We start from the raw sequence: 24965 nt of genomic DNA on the forward strand, positions 1-24965 counted from the left end.
AGCTGAAACATCTCCTTTATAATAAGAGCACCTATAATTACGTTAATCGGAGTGTTACGGCGTGAAGGCTGATCACTGTACAATACTCGGAAAGGCTCTTCATCTATAGCTGGAAAAATATTTTCAGAAAAAAATTTAGCCCATGATTTTTCAAGCATTTTTACTTCTCTTTGGGTTAAATTAGAAGTAGAATCAAACAAGCTGATTTGCTGAGATGAATTTGTTGCAAATGACATAAACTATACCTCCAACAGATCCTATCTCTATTATACTATTTAGAAAAGGTAATGTATTAGGTTTTTAAGGTTCTAGCGCCCCATTTGTCGGGCGACTCATATTATTACCTGAGCATTAAAAGGAGCATCGCAATTGAAATAATCAATGCGATGCTCCTTTTATCTGTTTAGTCAATATTGTAAAATCTTTAATCCTTCGGTTTCATATAGAATCTTCCGGAAAGTTCTGTTGTTCTAATAGAATTGACAAAGGCACATGGATCTATCTCTTTTACTTTCAGCATGATCTTCTTGGCATCATCTGCACCGATAACAGAATATACCATATGATACTCTTTATGTTCATGAGACCCCTGCGCCATCATGATGGAAGCACCGTGGTGACTCACATCATATATCATCTCTGATATCTCCTGCGGTTTCACAGTGATGATAAACAGTGTCTGTCTCTGATATGCTCTGTAAAGTGTATGCAACGTCTGTGTGGATACATACTGAAAAACTATAGAATAAAGAGCCTTGTCCCAACCGAAAAGTATGCCTGCAGCCACAAGGATTATAACATTAAAACCAAGGACAAGATTCCAGGTTTCAATGCCTCTCTTTTGGCTCAGATATATAGCAATAAAATCCGTTCCTCCGGAAGTGGCATCCACGCTTAAACAGAGACTTACGACAACTCCGTTTACGATTCCGCCAAAAATCGCTATCAAAAGCGTATCATAGGTTATCACATGTGAAGGAATCAGATCCGTGAAAAAACCTGTACACAGGATCATGATAAGCGAAAATAATGTGAACTTCTTTCCTATGAATCTGAACCCGATATAAACCGGTATGGCATTGAGCGCAAAGTTGATAACCGAATATGGCAATTCAGCAGGAAGATACATCTGGCTTATCCTCTGAATGAGTACCGTAAGTCCCGTTGCACCTCCCGGATATAATCCTCCGGTACGAACAAATATCTTGATGTTGACTGCCATCAAAAGTGAGGCCAGCACAACAACTACCAGTCTTTTAATATCATTTTTCAAATCAAATTTCATTTTTTTATCCCATAACATAACTGTAATTATAGTTAATTACCAAATCAAACAAGTATATATTTTGGTTATTTCTAATATATCCATTACTTATCCCCGAATACAATACTCTCCATTCTAATCAAAGTCCAGCTTATAAAAATTTTATTTTTGTTGACATATGGTATTTTTTTGTTATTCTATCTACGACAGAAAAAATCAAAGAAAAATTCTGTTTCTTATAGGCCTGTTGCAGTGACTATACACTGTAAAAAGCTCATCGGACAGGGCCGGCCATTGCCGAAGTGGTATTACACCACATATTGATCGAGTTAAAAGCTCAATTTTATAAGTTGGTTACTTCATAACCGGTGTTAAAAGCACACTACTTGTGAAACGTTCAATAGGCAATCTGACAGAGACAGATTTTCGATGGATCAAATGGGATTTATACAAGGCAGTGCTGCGATACGCGGTACTGCCTTTTTTTGTACATGATCCGGCATCAGGTGAATATTCAGCCTGACTTTCAAGTTCCGGTACGTATCCCTATGATACGACATTATATCCGGAAACAATGCCGCCATTCATCGATGCCATATATTCAGGGAGGACAGTTATGAATCTTGAACATCAAAAAAAAGCACCTATATATGATGCGCTGGAGCGTTTTCGAAAGCTCCACGTCGTACCCTTTGACGTTCCGGGTCATAAACGCGGAAGAGGTAACCCTGAGCTTGTCAGGTTTTTGGGACAGCAATGTGTAGGCATAGACGTTAACTCCATGAAACCTCTTGATAATCTGTGTCATCCTGTTTCCATCATAAAGGAAGCCGAAGAACTTGCAGCTGATGCCTTCGGAGCAGCACATTCCTTTCTGATGGTTGGAGGAACTACCTCTGCCGTTCAGGCCATGGTACTCAGTGCCTGCAAAGCCGGAGATAAAATCATCCTTCCGAGAAATGTACATAAAAGTGCCATCAATGCTTTAGTTTTGTGTGGCGCCACTCCTGTATATATCGATCCTAAAGTAGATACAGAACTGGGTATTCCTCTTGGAATGGAGGTTTCAGATGTTAAGAAAGCCATGGATGAAAATCCCGATGCAAAAGCTGTACTTATCAATAACCCCACATATTACGGAATATGTTCAGATCTCCGCACCATAGTGAAAATGGCTCATAATCACGGAATGCTTGCTCTTGTGGATGAGGCACACGGTACTCATTTCTACTTCAGTGATAAGCTTCCCTGCTCTGCCATGGAAGCAGGTGCCGACATGTCAGCAGTATCCATGCACAAGTCCGGAGGAAGTCTGACCCAAAGTTCTCTTCTTTTGCTTGGGCCTGATATGAACCCGGGCTATGTAGGACAGATCATCAATCTGACCCAGACTACCAGCGGATCCTATCTCCTCATGTCAAGCCTTGATCTGTCGAGAAGAAACCTGGCACTGCGAGGCAAAGACTCTTTCGAGAAAGTTGCACACATGGCGCAATACGCCCGTGAGGAGATTAATGCCATAGGCGGCTACTACGCCTATGGTAAAGAACTCATAAACGGCGGCAGTGTATTTGATTTTGATGTAACGAAACTTGCAGTCCTTACTCACAAAATCGGTCTTGCAGGTATCGAGGTTTACGATCTTCTTCGTGATGAATATGACATCCAGATGGAATTCGGAGATATCAGCAACATACTTGCCTACATTTCCATAGGAGATTCCATACAGGATATTGAAAGACTTGTCGGTGCACTTTCGGATATATACCGTCTCTATGCCAAATCCGAGAAAAAGCTTTTCTCAGCCGAGTACATATCACCGAAGGTTGTCACAACTCCGCAAAAAGCTTTTTATGCAGAAAAGGAATCTCTCCCTATCATGGAATGTGATGGCAGAGTCTGCGCCGAATCTGTGATGTGTTATCCACCGGGAATACCGATTCTTGCACCGGGAGAAGTGATTACACGGGACATCATTGATTACATAAAATTTGCCCAGGAAAAGGGATGCTCCATGCAGGGGCCGGAAAGCGATGATATCTCCCGTTTAAATGTACTTAAGGAAGGAACCTACTGAAATGGAATTCTGGTTTGAAGATTTACACACTGATAATGTAAAAATGTCCATTCGTGTGGACAAACAGTTATTTTCCGGAGAGAGTGAATATCAGCGTATAGATGTTTTTCATTCTCCGGAATTCGGACGTTTTCTCTGCTCCAACGGCAGTGTGATTTTTTCGGAAGCGGACGAATTTGTTTATGATGAAATGATAGTTCACGTTCCCATGGCGGTTCACCCGAATGTACGAAAGGTTCTTGTCATCGGTGGCGGAGATGGCGGTGTTGCAAGAGAGCTCTGCTACTACACGGAGATTGAAGAAATAGATGTAGTCGAAGAGGATCAGCTCTTTATCGATGTATGTAAGGAGTGGTTTCCCGATAATGCCTGCGGCCTTGATGATCCTAGAGTAAAAATATATAACGAAAACGGTCTCAGGTTCCTTAGATCAAGGCAGGATCAATATGACCTGATCATCAATGACTGTACTGATCCTTTGGGGCACACAGCCGGTATGTTCACAAAAGAATTTTACGGAAACTGTTTCCGTGCACTTCACGACGACGGCATCATGGTTTACCAGCATGGAAGCCCATTCTACGACGGTGATGAAGAATCCTGCAGAGCTATGCACCGCAAAGCTTATCGTAGCTTTCCTATAAACAAGGTTTATCAGGCACATATACCTACCTGCCCTGCAGGATACTGGCTTTTTGGTTTTGCCAGCAAAAAATACCATCCACTTAGAAATTTCGATCACCGGAGATGGAATGAACGAAATATAAAAACCTGGTATTACACCACAAATTTACATGGCGGTTCATTTGTACTGCCGCGATATGTAGAAGATCTTTTAATAGAGGAGGAAAATAAATTATGAGTAGAATTCTAGTTATCGGCTGCGGAGGAGTTGCACAGGTTGCCATCCAGAAATGCTGCCAGAACAGCGAGGTATTCACAGAGCTTTGCATAGCAAGCAGAACAAAGTCAAAGTGTGATGAACTTAAGGAGAAGCTTTCCGGAAAAACCAAAACCATCGTTACAACCGCACAGGTTGATGCGGACAAAACCGATGAGGTCATTAAGCTTATTGAGTCCTATAAACCTGACCTTGTACTGAATGTCGCTCTTCCTTATCAGGATCTGACCATCATGGATGCATGTCTTGCTACAGGTGTTCACTACATAGATACCGCAAACTATGAGCCTGAGGATACTGATGATCCTGAATGGCGAAACATTTATGAAAAAAGATGTAAGGATCTTGGTTTCTCAGCATATTTTGACTACTCATGGCAATGGGCATACGATCAGAAGTTCAAAGATGCAGGTCTCACAGCACTCCTCGGAACAGGATTTGATCCCGGTGTAACAAGCGTATTTACAGCATATGCACTCAAGCATTATTTTGATGAGATACACACTATCGACATCCTTGACTGTAATGGCGGAGATCATGGCTATCCTTTCGCCACCAACTTTAATCCTGAAGTAAACCTTCGTGAAGTAAGTGCTCCGGGAAGTTACTGGGAGAACGGTCATTGGGTTGAAGTACCTGCCATGTCCATAAAGCGAGAGTATGATTTCCCTATGGTTGGCGAAAAAGATATGTATCTTCTCCACCATGAAGAGATTGAAGCACTTGCCAAAAATATCCCTGGAGTAAAGAGAATCCGTTTCTTCATGACCTTTGGCCAGAGCTATCTCACTCATATGAAGTGTCTTGAAAATGTAGGAATGCTGTCAACTACGCCTATCGATTTTAATGGTCAGCGCATCGTTCCTATACAGTTCCTGAAGGCGCTTCTTCCTGATCCTGCATCACTTGGTCCAAGAACTGTCGGAAAAACCAATATCGGATGCATCTTTACAGGAATCAAGGACGGAAGGGAAAAGACCATCTATATCTACAATGTCTGCGACCACCAGGAGTGTTATAAGGAACTTGGAAGTCAGGCTATCAGCTACACCACAGGTGTTCCTGCCATGATCGGTTCAGCTCTTGTTGCAAGCGGTGTCTGGAATAAGCGTGGAGCTCTGACAACTGATGAATTTGATCCGGATCCATATATGGAAATGCTCACAAAGTTCGGTCTTCCATGGGTAGTCGACGAAAACCCTGCAACTGTTGAATAAGGAAAAAATATTGAAAGCAATTGAACTCAAAACACCGGTTTATCTGGTGGACGAAAAAAAGATAGAGGAAAACCTGAAAACACTTCATGATATTGAGGATACTACAGGCTGTCACATACTTCTTGCCCAAAAGGCATTTTCCATGTACAGGCTCTATCCTCTCATATCTTCATATATCTCAGGAGCTACAGCCAGCGGTCTTTTTGAGGCCCGTCTTGCACATGAAGAGATGCAGGGAGAAAATCACGTATTTTCCCCTGCCTTTACTGAAGACGAAATGAAAGAACTGGTGAATATCTGTGATCATATAAGCTTCAACTCCTTGAGACAGCTGGAGCTTCACAGAAACATCTGGGAAAGTTCAGGCGTAAGTGTCGGCATACGAATCAATCCTGAATTTTCCACCCAGGACGGACACGAAATATATGATCCTTGCGCACCCGGATCAAGACTTGGTGTCCGAAAAGCAGACATGCCCGAACATCTTCCTTCAGGTGTGGAAGGTATTCATTTCCACACACTTTGCGAACAGGGTGCCGAGCCGCTTTCTGAAACAGTTGCATCTGTCGAAAGGAATTTCGGCACATATCTTCATGAAGCCGGGTGGATAAATCTGGGAGGCGGTCATCACATCACAAAACCGGGATACAATATATCTCTACTCAAGGATATTATACGCCATTTAAAGGAAACCTATGATCTTAAGGTTTATCTTGAGCCGGGCGAAGCTATAGCCCTCGATGCAGGATATATGTACACAAAAGTGCTTGATATAGTTGATAACACTCTTCCCGTTCTGATACTGGATGCCTCAGCTGCATGCCATATGCCTGACGTTCTGGAGATGCCTTACAGACCTCCTCTTCGAGGGGCCGGGCTTCCGGGCGAAAAGTCAGTGACATGCCGACTTGCATCAAGAACCTGTCTTGCCGGGGATGTTATAGGCGATTACAGCTTTGACATCATGCCTGAAATCGGCGATACATTGATATTTGAGGATATGGCCATCTATTCCATGGTCAAGAACAACACTTTCAATGGCATGCCTCTTCCTGACATTGCACTGCTACACCCCACCGGAGAATGTGAAATTGTCAAAAGCTTCGGGTATCATGATTTCAAAACACGTTTATCTTAGGATGGTGATTTAATGCTAATAAAAGATCACATTCCGTCTGAGGACGGATTTTATATGCCTGCAGAGTACGTTCCACACGAGGGAACTCTTCTTGTCTGGCCTACACGCCCGGGAAGTTGGGGGATAAATACAGATAAAGCACAGGACTCCTTTATTTCTATTGCCAAAGCCCTTTCACCGCATGAAAAAGTGTTTTTCCTTTGCGACAAAGCCCATCTGTCCGATGCAAGGAATAAACTTAAAGGTATAGCAGAAGTTCTGGAAATTCCCACAGACGATGCATGGGCCAGAGATATCGGTCCTACCTTTGTAACAAACGGTAACGAAATACGCGGAATTAACTGGCGCTTCAATGCCTGGGGAGGTAATGTTGACGGTCTGTATGCCGAGTGGGATCATGATGATGCTGCAGCTGAAGCATTTTGCGATGCCATAGGAAGAGATATTTATGATTTCGGTGATTTCGTCCTTGAAGGAGGTTCCATTCATACAGATGGTGAAGGTACACTGCTGGTTACCGAATCATGCCTCTTAAGCCGTGGGCGCAACCCTTCTCTCACAAAACATGAGATAGAAAAACGTCTAATGGAAGCTTTATCTGTAAAAAAGATACTTTGGCTGCCACATGGTATTTATAATGATGAAACAAATGAACATGTAGACAATGTCTGTGCTTTCATAAGACCTGCCGAAGTTGTACTTGCCTGGACTGATGATATAAACGATCCTCAATACGAAATGTCGGAAAAGGATCTTAAATATCTGTCTCGTGTCACAGATGCCAAAGGACGAAAAATCAGGATACATAAACTTCCGATTCCTGATCACCCTGTCCTTGTCACAGATGAGGATCTTTTGAACTATGAATTTGAAGAAGGTGAAGATTATCGCGAATCCGGTGAACGGCTTGCCGCAAGCTATGTGAATTTCTATTTCGGTAACGGTACCGTTCTTGTACCTCAATTTGGTGGTGATAATGAATCAAGTGACAGACGCGCCCTTGAAATTCTACGTGAGCTTTGTCCGGACAGAAAGGTTATCGGTATCGATTCTCTCCCTGTTCTGAAGGGTGGCGGAAATATACATTGTATAACTCAGCAGATACCAAAACCCTGAATTAATACCAAGGTAATATGTCGAAAGGAAATAAGAAATGAGTTTTGTAAAAGTTGCGGCCATTCAGATGAGCTGCACAGAACATCCGGAAGAAAATATAAAACACGCCGATGAACTTGTTCGTAAGGCATCCGATTTAAGAGCAAAAATCATACTTCTGCCTGAACTTTTTGAACGACCTTACTTCTGTCAGGAAAGAAGATACCGCTACTATGACTATGCAATGACCGTTGATGACAATCCGGCTGTTATACATTTCAAGAAGCTTGCAGCTGAACTTGGTATAGTTTTACCAATAAGTTTCTATGAAAAGGATGGCACCAGACTTTTCAACAGTATAGCTATGATTGATGCTGACGGTTCTGTCATGGGGATATACAGAAAGACACATATCCCTGATGATCATTACTATCAGGAGAAGTTTTATTTCACTCCCGGAAACACCGGCTTCAAAGTATGGAATACCAGATTCGGCAACATAGGCGTAGGGATATGCTGGGATCAGTGGTTCCCGGAAACCGCCCGTTGTATGGCTCTTCAGGGGGCTGATATCCTGCTATATCCCACCGCAATAGGTAGTGAACCTATACTTGATGTTGACAGTTCCGGACACTGGCAGCGTGTCATGCAAGGGCACTCAGCCTCAAATATCGTTCCGGTTGTCGCTGCCAATCGCTACGGTACAGAAACCGTTTTACCATGTGATGAAAACGGCGGACAGTCTTCAAGCCTTACATTCTATGGAAGAAGTTTCATTACTGACGCAACAGGAGAGATTCTGACAGAAGCCGGGCGGACTGAAGATACTGTTCTTACAGCTGAATTTGATTTTGAGAAGATTCAAAAGGATCGCCTGTCATGGGGACTGTTCCGTGACAGAAGACCTGAGTGTTATGGAGAAATAACAGGATAAACAGAATGAGCGCATTCCTTTAATCAACTAAAGGAATGCGCTCTCTTTATCCCACCATTTCAAGATCATCATTTATTCTTTGGTCAGTATTGACTTTATGCTTTATCTTCTTTTCTTCATATAGCATATTGTCAGCAAGTTCAATAAGCCCTGTGATGCTTGAAGCATCAGAATTCTTATTGTATCTGGCCCATCCTATGGAAACATCCATATCAAACGGAAGCTGTTCCTGAGCCACGGCACGCTGCATAAGCATATGTATATCATCACAGATTCTTTCGACTTCATATTTGTCGTAGGTCTCAACAATGATTATAAACTCATCTCCGCCAAAGCGGGATACAAAACGATTGGCTCCTGCTCCACAGACTTTCTTCAGAACTTTTGCAAGCACCTTAAGTGCATGATCTCCTTCATTATGTCCGTAGGTATCATTTATCTTCTTGAAGCTGTCTATATCCATAATCATAAGATACAATCCATATGCCCCGGAAGATTTTACGGAATTAATCTTTCCTGTCATATAACGGTAAAGCTCATTTCTATTGTTAAGTTTCGTAAGAGGATCAAGTGAAACAAGATCTTCTGTAAACTCTATGTACGTAAGAAGCAGAGCTATCGTAAGTCCGAAGCAGAGAAATGGTATCCTCTGATGATAAACCTGAACAAGTCCAAGTCCCACAGGTAATATCGGAAACAGTCCGATGGCTTTGTACATATTCTTTTTTGTATAGTCCTTCTTGAGAAATGAAAGGATAGCCGCTCTTAAACCTACTGCAATAGGATATACAATAATCACTGATACCAGCAACGGATATAACGGTCCGTTCATCAAAGCACCATTTCCATCCACATATAAGTACTGCTTATGAAGCGGTGTCGTTACCGCTGCGACTATATTAAGTATACATGGCAAAACTGTTGCTATACGTACTGCCGGCTCTTCTATCCTGCGATTTCCCTCATACATCAGCATAAAGTAGGAAACCATGTATGACATGACAGTTCCGGCACAATAGTACATAATGTTGGTAAAATACAGCAGAAAAGGTGTAGCCGCTATATTGCCACTGTCCACAAGAACCCAAAACATATCTGTAACCAGATATATCATAGCAGTAGCAAGAGTATCACCGAAAATAATCTGTCTTCTCTGATGATCAACACTATGCGTCGTTTTAATATACAATATCAGCAAAATCAAAACACAAAAGGCATTTGCTTCAATGTAATAAAACGCATAATCGCCCACTAATTCATTTATCATTAAATTCACCCAAACTTAAAATCCATCCCAAGATACATTTATAAAATCATAAATTATATGGTAATACATGTCAAACCATATATTTAATGGTTTTTTTACAAATATTTATAATTTATACTTTATATAAAGTACCATCATGTCCGGATCAGCGTTTGTTTATCTCAAATATCAGATCATTCAGTACATTCTGATTCTTCTCCCAAATACCTGTTATATCTGTATCCGGCAGAGGGCATGATCCCAGACCGACTTCTATTGTAACTGCAGGTATTCCTTTGCCTGCAAGATATTCCTTATATGCACCGGCACCCTTACTTGCTTTATTGGTTGAAGCAGATCCAAGAATATAGCCTGTATCCTGCTTTATAAGCTCCGCAAGTTCTTTACATCTTGATTCAACAGGCTCCGTTGCACCTCCGAATGACCAGTAAATCACTCCTCCCTGAGCATGGTAATTGATAACTTCATCGATTTGTGCCTCATTCAACACATTGATCAGTGCCCTGGTTTCAGCCTCTGATTCTGCCGATGCCCCCTTATAATACTCATACGAAGGATAATGTCTTGAATCATCAAGTTCTGTCCATCCCGGAGTGAAATTTCTGTTGATATCTACACCGTTTATATTATTCTTCCATCTTCTATAGTACCAGTCGGTGTCTCCCGTATAACCCTCACGTTCCTTATCATGATTGATCATTGCTCTCAGGTTGGCGATGTTCTCTGAATTATTCACAGCCTTTTCACCAAACTGGCTGAGTGCAGCTCCGTCAGGATTGTTCATCGGGATAACTCTGATACATGTAGTATTGAGAAGTTCCGAAACCGGAGTTCCACTGATGCTCTCTCCGGACTTAGCCATGGAAAGCAGAGAATGTATCTGTCTCATGATTAGCTGGGTTGTGATATATTCTCTTCCGTGCATGGTTCCTACGAGAAGTATCTGATTTTCCGCATAAGCATTACCAACTATGAGTTCAAAAATGTTTCTGCCATCCGCTGTAACACCGAGAGAACTGCCGGAAACCATCCCACTGAACTGTGTCGTCAGCATCGTTATATCAGATTGCAAATCCTCGTAAGTATATGTTGTTACAGCATCACAGTAGTAACCATTAACCGGAGTTCCGTATATATTGGTATCAAATGGACTTGGAGTCTCTGTCGATACCGATGTTGTTTCTGTTTGAGCAGACGGAACGGTAGGCCCATTGCTTGCCGGAACTGCTGCATCTGTTTCTGTACCCTTAACCGGACCAACCTCCGCATAGGCCGTAGAACTGATACCTGTAAACACTGCCAATGATGAAATAAACAAAGCCCCTGCTATAGTTTTACCAATGCTTTTTTTCATTTTTCCTCCGAAATATATCTAAAAATATGTATGCATTCATAATGATGAAGTGAATATCATACATCCATTCACATAAGCACTATATGTATTTAACTCTATGATATGCTGACGATTACAATATTATCATAAAAAAACTCCCGCAAGTTTGATTGCAGGAGTTTGTAAGAAAATGTAAATGCGACTTTAAAAATATAAATTGAATTTTATTCTTTTATGACCACAAAGCCATCATTATCTTCCGTGTACTGATATAACTTTTCGGGATGCTCTATAAGTTTCATTGCTCTGTCCTCTGTATACAGGCCTTTTCTTTCCTTTACTATATCCTGAAGCATCTCCATAGCCTTATCATACTTTTCTTTATCTTCATTACCTTTTCTCAGAAAATATTCAGCAACTTCCAGCTGCATCTCCTTTTTATAGATAATGTTTGTTGCGTACTGTATCTCTTCCTCAAGGTACTTTATATCCGCAGAATCATCACCCATTGCAGCTGCTATACGTGCCTCATGCACTCTTATCTGCTGTTCAAGGTTAGCGGCAAGAAGCTTTGCTCTCTTTTCTGCAAGCTCCTTAAGATGCTTTAGATCCTCAATTTGGAATCTTGCAGCTTCATAGTCTCTCTTAAGTATCTGTATATTTGCCTTTTGATTTACGATAAGTGCAGAAGTTGTAAGAGCATGAATCTTTAACTCATTAGGCTTAAGATCTTTAACCGCATCCCAGGCACCATCCAGATCACCTAAGGCTTCCCTGGCATAAGATATCCAGTTTTGTCCGTTTGCATACTCTGCAAGGTTATGGGGAACCCTGTCATTTACCGGTTCAAAAGCCTCCAAAAAGCCTTTAGGATCAGCATCTCTATACAGTTTAGCCTGCACCTCTTTAAGCTTCTTAGTGGCCAGTATTGCACCAATAAAACGGAATAAAATAATACCAAAGAAGATGAACAGAGCGAATACAAATACTGCTATCTTACTTTCATTTCCCAGTATTCTTCCTTTATAGTGGATAAGTCCCAAAACAGCTCCAAGAACCGCACCAATGGCCATTAAGGCATTGGCCAGCCTTTTATAGTAAACGATCACTTTAAGATCCCCTTTCTAAAAAAGAGACACTCTTTTATTGAGCGTCTCTTAAAACCAAAACCAGCTGCTTATATAGTTTTGACTATATTATATTAGTTTTCCAATTCAGTTAAACCAGTAAATCAAAGATCTACGATCAAAGCATGAATGAAAATACGAATGAAGCGATGATAAGAACGATACCACCACCAAGACGTGATGAAAGCTGTGAGTATGCGATAAGATCCATACGGTCAGCAGCACCGAGACAAGCAAGGTCTCCGTTTCCACCTCTGTTAGCCATGCAAAGACCTGCTGTGATAGCTGTATCGATAGGATAGAAACCTACAAGCCAGCCAACTGCACCTGATCCAAGAACAGCACCGATAACGATCATAGCAGCCATAAGGATGTTTGAAGGTGATACTGCATTGAAAAGCTCTGCAAGGTTAAAGTCTGCACCCATACCAACCATGATGATGATACCAAGCTGACCTGAGAAGAAGCTCTGAAGTCTCTTTGCACCTGCACGAACTCTTGCAGGAATCTTACCTGTTGCAGCAAGGATAACTACAAAGATGATCATGTATGCATACTTATGAATAGCAGCACCGGCAATCTTAGGAAGGATCTTACCTGCCATAAGCTCACCGACTGAGAAACATGCAAATGCAAGAAGAAGAGCACCTGCAAGGTCAGTATTGTCTGTTGAAACCTTCTCATCATCCTTTACAAGATTCTCAGCACCACGGATAAGAGTCTTCTTATCACCTGTAAGTACAGGAACCTTCTCACCGAGAGCATTGAGACCTGCTGATGCGATGATACAGAAAATGTTAGCGATCGTAAGAACGATGATAGCAAATGAATAGTAGTTTGCTGCTGCATCACCGGTTACCTGCTCGTAGATCTGTGAAAGAGGTACGGCACCGGCACCGTTACCACCACCCATGATAGGAAGTGTGTACTTGATAAGTGTATCACTGAACGGAATACCGAAGATTGCGCCTGTGATACCGCCAAGGATAGAAGCAGCAAGAAGTCCGCCAAGGATAGCAGGAATATAACCTGCAAAGGACTTCAAAAGAATATCTCTCTCAAGAGAAAGAACTGATCCGCAGATCAGCATAACGATGAACATCTCAAGGAAGTTAGCATCGTCAGAAATAAATGAGTTGATAGCATCAAGTCCTGCCTCAGGAATGAGGTTGAACTGCTTAAGAATAGCTACACCAAAGAATGTGAGGAGAAGACCACCACCGATATATGTATTCCAGATAGGAATTCTCTCACCAAGCTCGTTGAAAATAACAGCGAGACCGAAACAGATACCAAGAACTGATGTCATGGTTGTAGCTGCGATCATCTTTACATCGTCACCGCTTCCCTTTGTAACATAAAGTGGTGCAAGTACCAAGATGATACAAATGATTGCCAGCCATGCAGGCTGACCACCGAGCCAAAGCCCGGTTCTTGCGTGCTTATTGTTGTCTGCCATATTTAAATCCCCCTTAAAAATTGAAGCGAAGCAGCTCACTTCATTTTGAAATATGACGTTCCGGACAATTCCGGAAATGTTTTGCCTCATAAATAGAGACAAGTACTTATAATACGTGTTCATTTTATCATGATGAATTATTATTTACAATCTTTCTTTTTTTCAAAAATTCTTTCTTCATATTATTATTGCTAATTCTTTTATGCTTTTCATCATTATTTCTTCATAATCCCCTCTTCTCATCTGTCTAAACTGTATGAATCTACGTTTATCAATAATTATTCCATCAAACCTCACCTAATAACTTATTTATTAAATCCATTAAGCCGAATAACTATATAGCATTACTAAACAAGGGGATAACTCTCTGATAAAGAGTCATGATTGTAAAAGGGGACTCTGCAGAGGACCTTTTTTACTTAGTCTTTATATTTCCATTCTTTACGAATACAAGGAGACATGAATTATGAAAATCAACGAATTCTGTAACTTGTCAGAGCTGACTTCAACCATAAAAAACTGGTCTGCTCTTACCGGATTGAAAGTCGATGTCAAGAATTCTGATGGTGAGATCATCGCTTCCACAGTTTCCGCAGAAGACAATCCAGACAACCCGGTGGGATCTGATGACGGAGAAGCTGCTTCTGATGATTCTTTTGCAAGGACCATCAATATTGATATAAAGCTGAACGATGAAGTCATCGGAACTACTGTGGTTACGGAATCCGGTGGTAATGCTGCAAATATGAATGCAGCCATGCCTTTACTTGATGAACTGGTTAACAACTTTGTACTTTCACAGTACTTTAAATATGCAAATGAAAAGGTGCTTTCACATCTTTCTGACGGAATTGCCCAGACCATTGACCTTGTAAAGGAAGTTACTTCAAGTACCAACAATCTGAAGGAAATTCAGAAACGCCAGAAGATTGTTGCTATCAATGCCAGCATTGAAGCCGCACGTGCAGGACAGGCCGGACGAAGCTTTACCGTAGTCGCAGAAGAAGTTAAAAAACTTTCTGATGCAAGTTCTGAAGCAAACGGAAAGATCGAGCGTGTCGTAAACCAGATCAGAAACATTGTATCTACTCTCTCACTTGATTCAAGTGAAAATGTCTGAACACTATGAAGAAAAAGCTTCTTATGCCGCTGCTCCTCGCCGGAACCGCGGCTACTATGATTTCACATCCTATATATAGCTTTGCAGCGGAGGAAACGACTGTTGCCGAGGCAGAGGCATCTAACGAATCGGATGAAACAGATGCCGCAGGTGAAAGCTCTGAAGACGGGGAGAACTCTGAGAGCACGGAAAGCATAGAAGAAACCACTGAAGCTGTTCCAGAGAATGATTATTACGTTATCGTATCTAAAGATGATGGCGCAAAGCTCTATCAGCAGGCATCTACTGACAGTTCTCTCAGCATTAATATTCCCATACCCAAAAACACCATCCTGCATGTTCTTTCTGAAGAAACCGGTGCAGACGGAAGCACATGGGGCTTTGTAAACTATGCTGATCTCAAAGAAGGCTATGTGAAGCTGACGGAGCTGTCCACCATTCAGGCCAAGACCGCCAAACAGGTGGTGGAAGAAAAGTTCAATGGAAACTGGGGACAGGATTTCATAACCGTTAACGGTTCAGGTACCCCGGTATCCTTCAATTCATTGTCTAAGGAAGAACTTGAGGCCGCAAAAGAAAGTAATGCAGCTGCAGAAAAAAACAAGTCCAATTCTGTAGTGGTTGAGAGCAATGAAGATGAATCTATAGTTGAAACCAACGAAGACGGCTCTCCTGTTGTCGAAGTCTGGATGGAAACCAACGAAAACGGAGAACCGGTGGAAACTGACGAGGATGGAAACATCATCGAATCTGAAACAGAACCGGAAGTTGAAGAAAAGAAATCCAGTGGATTCTCTATAGTATCTTTCCTCATCGGATTCATAACGGTAATTCTACTGGAAGTCATAGTTGCCGGAGTAATGATTCTTCTCAGAAGACTAAAACGTAAAGGCAAAGGAAAAGGCAGTGAAGAGGAAACTCCTCCAGACGGAGCCGATGAAGGTGGAAAGAAAAAGAAAAAAGGACTTAAACTACCTGTTCCAAAACTTCCGATACCTAAGATTTCACTTCCAAAGGTTAAGTTTTCAAAGATAAAAATAGGCGGAAAGAAAAAGAAAAAAGAAGAAAAGGAAGAAGACTCCTGATAATACAAGGTTGTTCTGCTGCACTGAATGCAGCGGAACAACCTTTTTATATGTAAATCATTTTTATGATGCATGGGTCAAAAGTACCAAATTACGTGCTTGCACGTTGATTTGAGACTTTATGAGCCGCCCGAACACGAATGTGTGCGTTGCGCTAATCAGCGAATGGCAAATACTTTTAATACTCACATCATTTTATGCAAAAAGGCGACCGCCACGTTTTAGGGGAACGTATAGGCGGTCGTCTCACATTGGGGATGTTTATATAAAGTAGGGTCACTACCTCATATCAACGAAACATCTTCATATATTAAGTTTTATCAATACTTATCTGCACCGTTAGGTGACGCATAGGTCTTAAGTGAACTTGGATCCACATTTGTAAGATCTGTTCCGTCAAGATCCGATGGAATAAATGCATCAGATCCTACTGCGGATGCACCTGATGAAACAGGCTTTGAAGGCTTACTGCTCACTACCGGTTTCGAAGGCGCAGGAGCTGATTTAGCCTGAGGCCTGGATTCCTTCTTTTTGGGAGCCTCTCCGGCATTCTTATATGCGGATTCCGGGATATAATCACTGTTTGAATTCTCATCAGTCATTACAGGCGGGATATAATCTGCCTTTTTCTTCTTATATGAAGATGCAGCTCCTTTTAACTGGAATTTATTAACAAGATCATTAAGGATGTTAGCCTGTCCTGAGAGCTCCTCTGCTGCAGCCGCAGACTGCTGTGCTGTTGCGGAGTTTGTCTGTACAACCGATGAAATCTGATCTATGCCCTCTGTTACCTGCGCAACACCCTTTGCCTGCTCGTTTGAAGCAGCCGAAATCTCATCAACGAGATTGGTGATCTTCACAGACTTCTCGGTAACATCATTAAGCGCTTCTGCTGTCTCTTCAGAGATACGTCCTCCTCTCTGTACGGCTTCAATCGTCTCCTCAATAAGATGTGCTGTATTCTGGGCAGCTTCCTGAGATTTCTTTGCCAGGTTGCCTACTTCATCAGCAACAACGGCAAATCCCTTACCTGCTGATCCCGCACGTGCCGCCTCGATGGCTGCATTAAGTGAAAGAATATTGGTCTGGAATGCAATGTCATCGATGGTCTTGATGATCTTGGAGATCTCATTGGATCTTTCAATGATTTCATCCATTGCCGCAGACATCTCTGTCATCTTAGTATTGGATATCTGCACAGCCTGACCGGCACCACCGCCGAGATCGGAAGCTTCCTTGGCCTTGGAAGCAGTAACCTTGATCTTGTCTGAGATTTCATTCATGGTAGCTGAAAGTTCCTCTACCGATGAAGCCTGCTCTGTAGATCCCTGTGCAAGCGCCTGAGCGCCGTCCGATACCTGCTCTGCTCCGCTTGAAACCTGCTCAGATGACTGACGGATATCAAGCATTGTCTGATTGAGTTCCTTTGTGATGGACTGCATGGAACTTAAGAGTGGTGCATACGCTCCCACATACTTACTGCTGTCACTGAGATCAACTGTAAAGTTTCCACGGCTTATCTCACCAAGCTTGTCCTGAAGGTCTGAAATGATTCCTTTAACCCTCTCCACAACCATACCGATTCCACTGATGGCTGCTCCGATTTCATCCTTCTTATCATATCTGAGATCGATATCGAAGTTTCCTCTTGCAACATTATCTGCAGCTGAAGATATTTTCTTGAGAGGATCAAGGTTCTTCTTGATAAGGTTATAAGTAAGTAAGCAAAGTATGATTACTATAAGTGCTGCTGCAAGCAGGATATAATTCCTGATCATGTTGGATGCAGCATTAAACTCACTTACCGGAACTGCCGACTGAATCCACCATAATCTTTCACCCATTGTAAGCGGCTGATAGAATCTCTGCACCTTGCCTGAACTTGAGTTGGTAACAATACTAAATGTCTTACCATCCTGCATCTTTGCTTTGATTGCAGAATAGGTTTTCTCATCAACCGTATCCTTGAAGTTCTTGCCGATAACATTGGTATGTGATGAGTAAAGGATAGTTTCCTTTCCATTTATGACATTACTGTACATTGAAGGGAATGCATCATTTTCAACATCTATGATAGAGAAAACGTCTGCATACAAATCAATGATTACTGTTCCGACTATCGTATCGCTTGCATCTCTTATAGGATAGAAAATGGTGAACATATTGACACCTTCAGCTTCATAAGCATCCGTAACACCACTCATTCCTTCATTTTTAGCTCTTACATAGTAGTCTTTCTCTGAATATCTCTCATATGGATAGTTTTCCACAATATTCTTTTCACAATCCACCTTGCTGATATAAGGTGCATATACTTTATCATAGGTAGAAAATGCTCCCGGATCCATGAAGAATCCCACGCCGTAAACATTGGCATTGACCTTGACAGCCTTGAACATCGTATTGATGATGATAGACTCCGCCTCAAATCGGCTTGGTGAAATAGGATTACCGGTCACACGGCTTTTCAGTTCCATTCCTGCGCCGCTTGCATCTCCCAGAACAGAAGCTGCATTTGATTCCCAGGACGAGGTAAATGTGCCGGTCATATCATCACTCTTGGTATTAAGTATATCCACAGCACTCTGTAAACTGGTATTGATCATATTCGCCTTGGCCAAAACTGAATCAACCTTGCTTGCATTTGAATCGGCATATACAAATAATTCCTCTTCAGAGATCTGATTCAGTTTTTTACCTGCAACAAATGTTATAAACACCGTCAGTATTATAAGACATACCAAAATAGCAGCACCGACTATCAGAGACAATCTCTGGCTGAGCTGCAAATCCTTCTTTACTGCATTACCCTGTTTTTTTCTCTGTTTCATTTTCTACTACGCCTCACAAAAAGTATTATTCGCGCACCTGTTACATAACCTTCTTATCGGCTGTTAAACATGACAGTATAAGCACAAAAAAACTTTTTCTTAAATTTGCAAATATCACTTCATGATAGAAGCACTTAAATTTAACCGCTGCTATTAAAATTTTCGTACCATTTACTTATAAATAGTTTTCCCTATGCCGAATATTACTGTGACAAGTTGATGAATACCATCGTCAGCTGAAACTTAACGAACTTAAACTTCATTGTTTTATATTCAGACGGAACTGGATAAGTCGAGCGACGGATCGTCGATAAGGAGTCGTTATGCTTAATCTTTATGGAAATGGTATCAATCTGAGTGAACGTACTCTGGACTACCTTTGGGGAAGACAGAATGTCACGATGAACAATATCGCAAATGTTGATACTCCGGGGTTTAAATCCCAGTATGTTACATTTGAAAATGCTCTTGCCAGAAACATCAGAAGCGCACAGATACGTAATGCGACAGGCAAGAATATTGAACGTGCAATAAGAAGCTCCTTTGCGACTTTGCACACCACAACCAATGAATCCACAAGACTTGACGGCAATAATGTTGATATGGACCAGGAACAGATCGAACTTGTTAAGACTACCTATGAATACCAGCTTATGGTTCAGTCCATTAACAATGACTTCAGCCGTCTGAAGGAATCTGTGGGAAGTTTCTAAAATTTAATCATGTTACTTTAAGCTTTGCGATCTACCTGTTGCAGCTTATTATAGAAATTTTTTTCGGAGCAATATCTTTTTTTCGTAAGAATGCTCTTATTTTTCAAAAGTGTTTTGACGAAGAAGCATATAGTGTTGAAATATTACTTTTATTTTTCGTGAAAACGCTAGCCTTTAAGGCGAAATGACTCCCCCTGCTTATGCGGGATAATGTCTCATTTAACATCGAGAACATAATAGTTTTTTAAAGGTGGTACAGAACATATGAATGCTGAAATGGAAGGAATGCTTGATACCTATCTATTCGAGACAAATGGTCTTTTGGACCGTCTGGATGAGATCCTCATGGAGGCCGAGAAAGTAGGCGAGTTCTCAACAGACAACGTTAATGAAATTTTCCGTATCATGCATACGATTAAAGGTTCCAGTGCGATGATGGAATTGACACCTATTTCCGTAATCGCACATCGTATCGAGGATCTTTTCTTCTTCATCAGAGATAAGGGCATTGAGTTCCTTAATCAGGATCAGAAAAAGGGTCTCTTTGATCTTATGTTTAAATCAGAGGATTATCTCCGTGGTGAGGTCGGAAAAGTAGAAGCCGGCGAAGAAGTCGATCCGGACATAACAGAATTCCAGTCTGCGATTGAGGCTTACCTTAAGAAGCTGAAGCAGGAAGACTCCGGCGAAGCTGCCCCTGAAGCAGCAGGTGGTGATTCCGGTGCGGCAGCTGCTCCTCAGACATCAGCCAAACTTCCGGATGACCCTTCAGCACAGGTATTCATCCATGCTTATCTTGAAGATGGTATTGGAATGGAAAATCTCCGTGCGTTTATGATCGTCAATGCACTTAGAGAAAACGGAATTGATTTCCGCTTCTACCCTTCCGACATGGATCAGAATCCCGACAGTGCCAAAGTCATAATAGATGATGGATTCTACCTTGCTTTTGATTCCCTTGATACAGCCAATATGGCTGAAGAAGGTCTGAAGCAGCAGCAATATATCAAGAACTATGATGTTCTGGATGCACCTAAGGCAGAAGAAAAGTCAGAAGCCGAGCCCGAAGCTCAGGCCCCCGCTCCGGAACCTGAACCGGCTCCTGCTCCTGCTGCTCCGGCTCCCGCTCCGAAGGCAGCTCCGGCTCCTGCTGCTCCTGCTGCTCCTGCCCCGGCAGCCGATAAGAAACCTGCCGCAAAGAGCAGCGGTCCTGTAAAGTCCAGTCTCATAAGTGTCAACCTGCAGAAGCTTGATGCTCTAAATGACCTAGTAGGTGAGATCGTAATCACGGAATCAATGGTTACATCTTCACCGGTTCTCAATCAGCTTCCACAGGAAGAGATGGACAGCTTCATGAAGTCTGCGAGACAGCTTCGCAAGCTTACAGATGACCTTCAGGATATATCCATGTCTCTTCGAATGGTATCTATCTCCGGTGTTTTCCAGAAGATGAGCCGTATCGTCAGAGATATGAAGACCAAGCTCAATAAGGATGTCAGACTTACCGTCATCGGTGAGGATACTGAAGTTGATAAAACCATCGTTGATGCCATCCAGGATCCTATCATGCACATAGTGCGTAACTCGATGGATCATGGTATTGAGGAAACTGCTCAGGAACGTATCGCAGCAGGAAAGGATCCTCAGGGTGAGCTCGTGCTTTCGGCTACACATACATCCAGTGAAGTTGTCATCGAAGTCAAGGATGACGGCTACGGAATGGATCCTGACAAACTCCTTGATAAGGGTGAAGAGCGAGGCATTCTCACAAAGCCCAAGGATCAGTACTCCAAGAAAGAAGCCCTCGGACTCATCATGCTTCCGGGTTTCTCAACCAACAAACAGGTTACAGAGTACTCCGGAAGAGGCGTTGGTATGGACGTTGTTAAAAAGAATCTTGAGTCTGTAGGTGGTACACTCAGTATCGACTCGGATCTCGGCAAGGGAACGACCATGACCATGAAGATCCCTCTCACACTCTCAATCGTTGATGGTATGAAGGTTGCTGTAGGCGATACAACATTCACCATACCGATCGCCAATATCCGTTCATCATTTAAGATAGATAATGCTGAGATCATACGTGATGAAAATGGAAATGAAATGATCGATAGGGACGGTGAGTTCTATCCTATAGTTAAGCTCAATGAATTCTACTGTATCAGAGGCAAGCATGATGATGACATGCGTGACGGTATCATGGTATGGGTAGAAGCGTCAGACAAGAGTTGCTGCCTGTATGCGGATGAACTTATCGGTGAACAGCAGGTAGTTGTTAAGCCTCTGCCTCAGTTCGTATCGATTTTTGATCTGAAGTCAAGAGGTATAAGTGGATGTACAATCCTCGGCGATGGCACCATCAGTATTATTCTTGATGTACTTGGCGTTTACAATGCAGCTATTGAAAATGCCTGAGAGGAGGAGTATACATGGCAGACGAAATTAATACACAGGTAACCCCAAGCGAAGAAGCCATCATTGACGAACCGAAGAATCTTCAGAGATGTCTTACTTTCGAGTCCGGCGATCTCATCATGTACATGAGTACAGATTATGTTACCGAGATCATCACCGATCAGTATATCACTACTCTTCCGCTGGTTCCGGACTATGTAAAGGGAATCATCAATCTGAGAGGTTCAGTACTTGCGGTCGTAGACATTCGACTCCTTATGGGACTTGATGCAACCGAGTATACAAGTAAGACCTGTATAATCATTTTAAATATTGATAATGTACCTATCGGAATTGTTGTTGATAATGTTCGTCAGGTCGTAGATATCGATCTGGATAGTGTGAAGCCTATTCCTATGAAACGTCAAAAGAAGCTTCTCAATGGAATGCTGAATATGGACGATGGCACCGTTGCAATGTCATTTGATTGTGATGCACTTATCAACGCGAATATTTAACAAATCAAAGGACAGCTATCCGGTCAACACCGGATAGCTGTTTATGTATCTGCCTTCAACCATGCATCGAAGGCCATACCCGTCTATACGTGATTCCAGGTAATCAGTCGGGATTCAAACATGATAAAGGGGAAAAATTGTGGTTACTTTAACAGATGAAGATTTCAACCGTTTATACAAATACATTCAATCAAATTACGGTATTGATCTCAGCAAGAAAAAGCAGCTTATAGTAAGCCGTCTTTCCAACTCCCTTACGGCGGATGGATATGAAAGCTTCCATGATTTTGTTGAACTTATCTTAAGTGGCAAGGATCAGGAATCTACGGTTTCCATGCTCAATAAACTCACTACAAATTATACCTATTTCTTACGTGAAAAAGAGCATTTTGATTTCCTGTGGAATACCATACTTCCTGAAATCAAGAAAAAGCATGCCATGGATAAAGCTGTATACATATGGAGTGCAGGCTGTTCTTCAGGCGAGGAGCCTTACACTATCATGATGTATCTTCTCGAGTTTTTTGGTGCTGAAGCAAGCAAATGGGATCTCCGTATACTGGCCAGTGATATATCTCAGAATATACTGAATTCAGCCATGAACCCGACTTACGGTGAAGAAAGCCTTGCCAAGCTTCCTCCTGCATGGCAGAAGAAATATTTTGTGAAAACTCAGGATGGAAACTATACCATCTCTCCTGTCATAAAGAATAATGTTGTATTCCGGACATTCAACCTTATGACCCCGATAAAATGGAAACATACCTTTGATCTCATCTTCTGCCGAAATGTAATGATTTACTTTGATCAGCCGACGAAGGATGCTTTGGTTCAGAGATTCTACAACGTCACTGATCCAAACGGATATCTTTTCATAGGACATTCTGAAGGTCTGAACAAAGCTACCTGTCCATATAAATATTTGTTACCTGCAATTTATCAAAAGGTTTAGCAGTTATTTTACTGCTATGATATAATTATAAAAGATATTAAATTTGTGTATTGCTTTGCATGAGCAATGATTCTTTTTCTTGTATCCGTAAACATGAGCTGATTTTTCGACCCATGCATTTCTTGATTTTAACGTAAAGGGGTTATAACCTATGGGCATTAGCAAAAAGATTAGGGTATTCGTAGTAGATGATTCGGTTCTTTACCGTAATTTCCTGATGAACAATATTTCTGCGGATGATCGTTTTGATGTTGTAGGTCATGCTGTTGATGCATTTGACGCCATGAAACAGATTCCTCAGGTAAAACCTGATGTTGTAACATTGGATATAGAGATGCCCGGTATGTCCGGTATTGATTTCCTTAAGGAACTTCTTCCCAAGCATCCTGTCCCGGTTATTCTTGTTTCAACACTCAATATACGTGTATTTGATGCCCTTGCAGCAGGTGCCGTAGATTACGTAAGAAAGCCTGATTTTAGTGATAAAGATGCAGCTGTATCCTTCGTAGAAAGACTTCGAAGCAAGATTTACGTTGCATCCTTCTCAAAGGTTCGCACACCTCAGCAGGACACCATAGATACCAGAAAGCCACTTACAGTATCTCAGGAGAACATAATCAAAGAAACTGCCGCCAGCAATCTGAAAGTTCCCGTTGCATCTGCACAAAAAATTATTGCCATAGGTGCTTCAACCGGCGGTACGGAAGCCATCCTCAGTGTTGTACGCAATTTCCCTGCCGATATGCCGGGAGTTGTTATAACACAGCATATGCCTGCAGGATTTACAACCATGTACGCAGAACGCCTCAATCGCATCTGCAAGATGGAAGTACGTGAAGCAAAAAACGGTGACCACGTAAAACAGGGTCTCATGCTTCTTGCACCTGGAGGATATCAGATGCGTGTACAGAAGATGGGCAATGGCTACACTGTAAGCGTAACCCAGGAGGATCGGGTTAACGGTCATGCACCTTCTGTAGATGTTCTTTTCAATTCTGTAGCACAAAATGTACGTGACAATGCACTGGGTGTCATCCTTACAGGCATGGGCGCTGATGGTGCTGCCGGACTATTACGTATGCGTAAAAACGGTGCCTTCACCATCGGTCAGGATAAGGAGTCCTGTGTTGTTTACGGTATGCCTATGGAGGCATACAAGATCGGAGCTGTTTGCCAGCAGGCATCACTCCTCAATATTCCGCCTATCATCTACAAAAAGCTTGGTATCATCAAGTGATTCAATATGACTTTATGAGGATCCGGTTTAAACCGGGTCCTCTTTTTTATCTGATTATCATTGTATATTTTTCAAGCTTCCTCCTCTCCCGCATTTCTGCAACGCAAAATACCAAACAGTTGATTTGGAAGTTTTAGCCTTTGCATCATTATATATTCGCTGATTTTTTCCGATATAAACTAATAATGATGTCGGCGGCATGCGTATACACATCATGTATTCAAACATGGATTACTGGTGATTCTTGATATAACCGTCTTTAAATGACGCCAGTATCAGTCTCAATAACAATCTCCGTATGAG

19 protein-coding genes and 1 pseudogene are annotated in these 24965 nt (G+C 41.9%); 13 read left to right on the top strand and 7 right to left on the bottom strand.

Going from position 1 to position 24965, the window contains the following annotated elements; all coding sequences use genetic code 11:
* Nucleotides 1–236: pseudogene (locus BM294_RS03790) on the bottom strand (transposase); the annotation flags it as partial.
* Between the two features lie 188 nt (nt 237–424).
* Complete coding sequence (locus BM294_RS03795; RefSeq protein WP_091205070.1) at nt 425–1285, bottom strand: YitT family protein; 861 nt, start codon at nt 1283–1285, stop codon at nt 425–427.
* Between the two features lie 595 nt (nt 1286–1880).
* Between BM294_RS03795 and BM294_RS03800 the strand changes: the two genes are divergently transcribed.
* Genes BM294_RS03800 through aguB form a run of 6 tightly spaced genes read left to right on the top strand, consistent with a single transcriptional unit; the run spans nt 1881 to nt 8626 of the window.
* A complete protein-coding gene (locus BM294_RS03800) occupies nt 1881–3341 on the top strand; it encodes an aminotransferase class I/II-fold pyridoxal phosphate-dependent enzyme (RefSeq protein ID WP_091205072.1) in 1461 nt (486 codons plus the stop codon).
* Between the two features lies 1 nt (nt 3342).
* Complete coding sequence (speE, locus tag BM294_RS03805; RefSeq protein ID WP_091205073.1) at nt 3343–4203, top strand: polyamine aminopropyltransferase; 861 nt, start codon at nt 3343–3345, stop codon at nt 4201–4203.
* Complete coding sequence (locus BM294_RS03810; protein ID WP_091205075.1) at nt 4200–5459, top strand: saccharopine dehydrogenase family protein; 1260 nt, start codon at nt 4200–4202, stop codon at nt 5457–5459. Before speE ends, BM294_RS03810 begins: the two co-directional genes overlap by 4 nt.
* Before the next feature lie 10 nt (nt 5460–5469).
* Entirely contained in the window at nt 5470–6597 is a 1128-nt protein-coding gene (gene nspC / locus BM294_RS03815) for a carboxynorspermidine decarboxylase (protein ID WP_091205077.1), read from the top strand.
* 12 nt (nt 6598–6609) lie between these two features.
* Entirely contained in the window at nt 6610–7713 is a 1104-nt protein-coding gene (gene aguA, locus BM294_RS03820; RefSeq protein ID WP_091205078.1) for an agmatine deiminase, read from the top strand.
* 37 nt (nt 7714–7750) lie between these two features.
* A complete protein-coding gene (aguB, locus tag BM294_RS03825; RefSeq protein WP_091205080.1) occupies nt 7751–8626 on the top strand; it encodes an N-carbamoylputrescine amidase in 876 nt (291 codons plus the stop codon).
* Nucleotides 8627–8672: 46 nt separating this feature from the next.
* Here aguB and BM294_RS03830 read toward each other — a convergent pair whose 3' ends face one another.
* The 4 genes from BM294_RS03830 to BM294_RS03845 all read right to left on the bottom strand — a co-directional run bounded on the left by BM294_RS03830 (nt 8673) and on the right by BM294_RS03845 (nt 13812).
* The gene (locus BM294_RS03830; RefSeq protein WP_091205082.1) at nt 8673–9893 is read right to left on the bottom strand and encodes a GGDEF domain-containing protein; all 1221 of its coding nucleotides are present in this window, start codon (nt 9891–9893) and stop codon (nt 8673–8675) included.
* A 145-nt stretch (nt 9894–10038) separates the two neighbouring features.
* The gene (locus BM294_RS03835) at nt 10039–11247 is read right to left on the bottom strand and encodes a M14 family zinc carboxypeptidase (protein ID WP_091205083.1); all 1209 of its coding nucleotides are present in this window, start codon (nt 11245–11247) and stop codon (nt 10039–10041) included.
* Between the two features lie 203 nt (nt 11248–11450).
* Nucleotides 11451–12335 (bottom strand): hypothetical protein, encoded by an 885-nt coding sequence (locus BM294_RS03840; protein ID WP_091205085.1) that lies wholly within the window; start codon nt 12333–12335, stop codon nt 11451–11453.
* A 136-nt stretch (nt 12336–12471) separates the two neighbouring features.
* Nucleotides 12472–13812 (bottom strand): 2-hydroxycarboxylate transporter family protein, encoded by a 1341-nt coding sequence (locus BM294_RS03845; RefSeq protein WP_091205087.1) that lies wholly within the window; start codon nt 13810–13812, stop codon nt 12472–12474.
* A gap of 466 nt (nt 13813–14278) precedes the next feature.
* Between BM294_RS03845 and BM294_RS03850 the strand changes: the two genes are divergently transcribed.
* Nucleotides 14279–14932, top strand: coding sequence for a methyl-accepting chemotaxis protein (locus BM294_RS03850; protein ID WP_091205088.1), 654 nt, complete (start codon nt 14279–14281; stop codon nt 14930–14932).
* Nucleotides 14933–14937: 5 nt separating this feature from the next.
* Complete coding sequence (locus BM294_RS03855) at nt 14938–16017, top strand: hypothetical protein (RefSeq protein ID WP_091205090.1); 1080 nt, start codon at nt 14938–14940, stop codon at nt 16015–16017.
* A 320-nt stretch (nt 16018–16337) separates the two neighbouring features.
* Here BM294_RS03855 and BM294_RS03860 read toward each other — a convergent pair whose 3' ends face one another.
* Nucleotides 16338–18848 (bottom strand): methyl-accepting chemotaxis protein, encoded by a 2511-nt coding sequence (locus tag BM294_RS03860; protein WP_091205091.1) that lies wholly within the window; start codon nt 18846–18848, stop codon nt 16338–16340.
* A gap of 323 nt (nt 18849–19171) precedes the next feature.
* Here BM294_RS03860 and flgB point away from each other — a divergent pair, with 323 nt between their 5' ends.
* The 5 genes from flgB to BM294_RS03885 all read left to right on the top strand — a co-directional run bounded on the left by flgB (nt 19172) and on the right by BM294_RS03885 (nt 24662).
* Nucleotides 19172–19561: a flagellar basal body rod protein FlgB gene (gene flgB / locus BM294_RS03865; protein WP_091205093.1), complete on the top strand. Its 390-nt coding sequence runs from the start codon at nt 19172–19174 to the stop codon at nt 19559–19561.
* A gap of 264 nt (nt 19562–19825) precedes the next feature.
* Nucleotides 19826–21976, top strand: a complete 2151-nt coding sequence (locus BM294_RS03870) for a chemotaxis protein CheA (protein ID WP_091205094.1) — start codon at nt 19826–19828, stop codon at nt 21974–21976.
* A 14-nt stretch (nt 21977–21990) separates the two neighbouring features.
* Nucleotides 21991–22473 carry a chemotaxis protein CheW gene (locus tag BM294_RS03875; RefSeq protein WP_091205096.1) on the top strand — a complete coding sequence of 161 codons (483 nt, stop codon included), beginning with the start codon at nt 21991–21993 and terminating at the stop codon, nt 22471–22473.
* Between the two features lie 139 nt (nt 22474–22612).
* Complete coding sequence (locus tag BM294_RS03880; RefSeq protein WP_091205097.1) at nt 22613–23425, top strand: CheR family methyltransferase; 813 nt, start codon at nt 22613–22615, stop codon at nt 23423–23425.
* Between the two features lie 157 nt (nt 23426–23582).
* Nucleotides 23583–24662, top strand: a complete 1080-nt coding sequence (locus BM294_RS03885) for a protein-glutamate methylesterase/protein-glutamine glutaminase (RefSeq protein WP_091205375.1) — start codon at nt 23583–23585, stop codon at nt 24660–24662.
* Nucleotides 24663–24965: the final 303 nt, after the last annotated feature.

It is taken from the genome of Oribacterium sp. WCC10, assembly GCF_900113415.1.
In the GTDB taxonomy this organism is placed as follows: domain Bacteria; phylum Bacillota; class Clostridia; order Lachnospirales; family Lachnospiraceae; genus Oribacterium.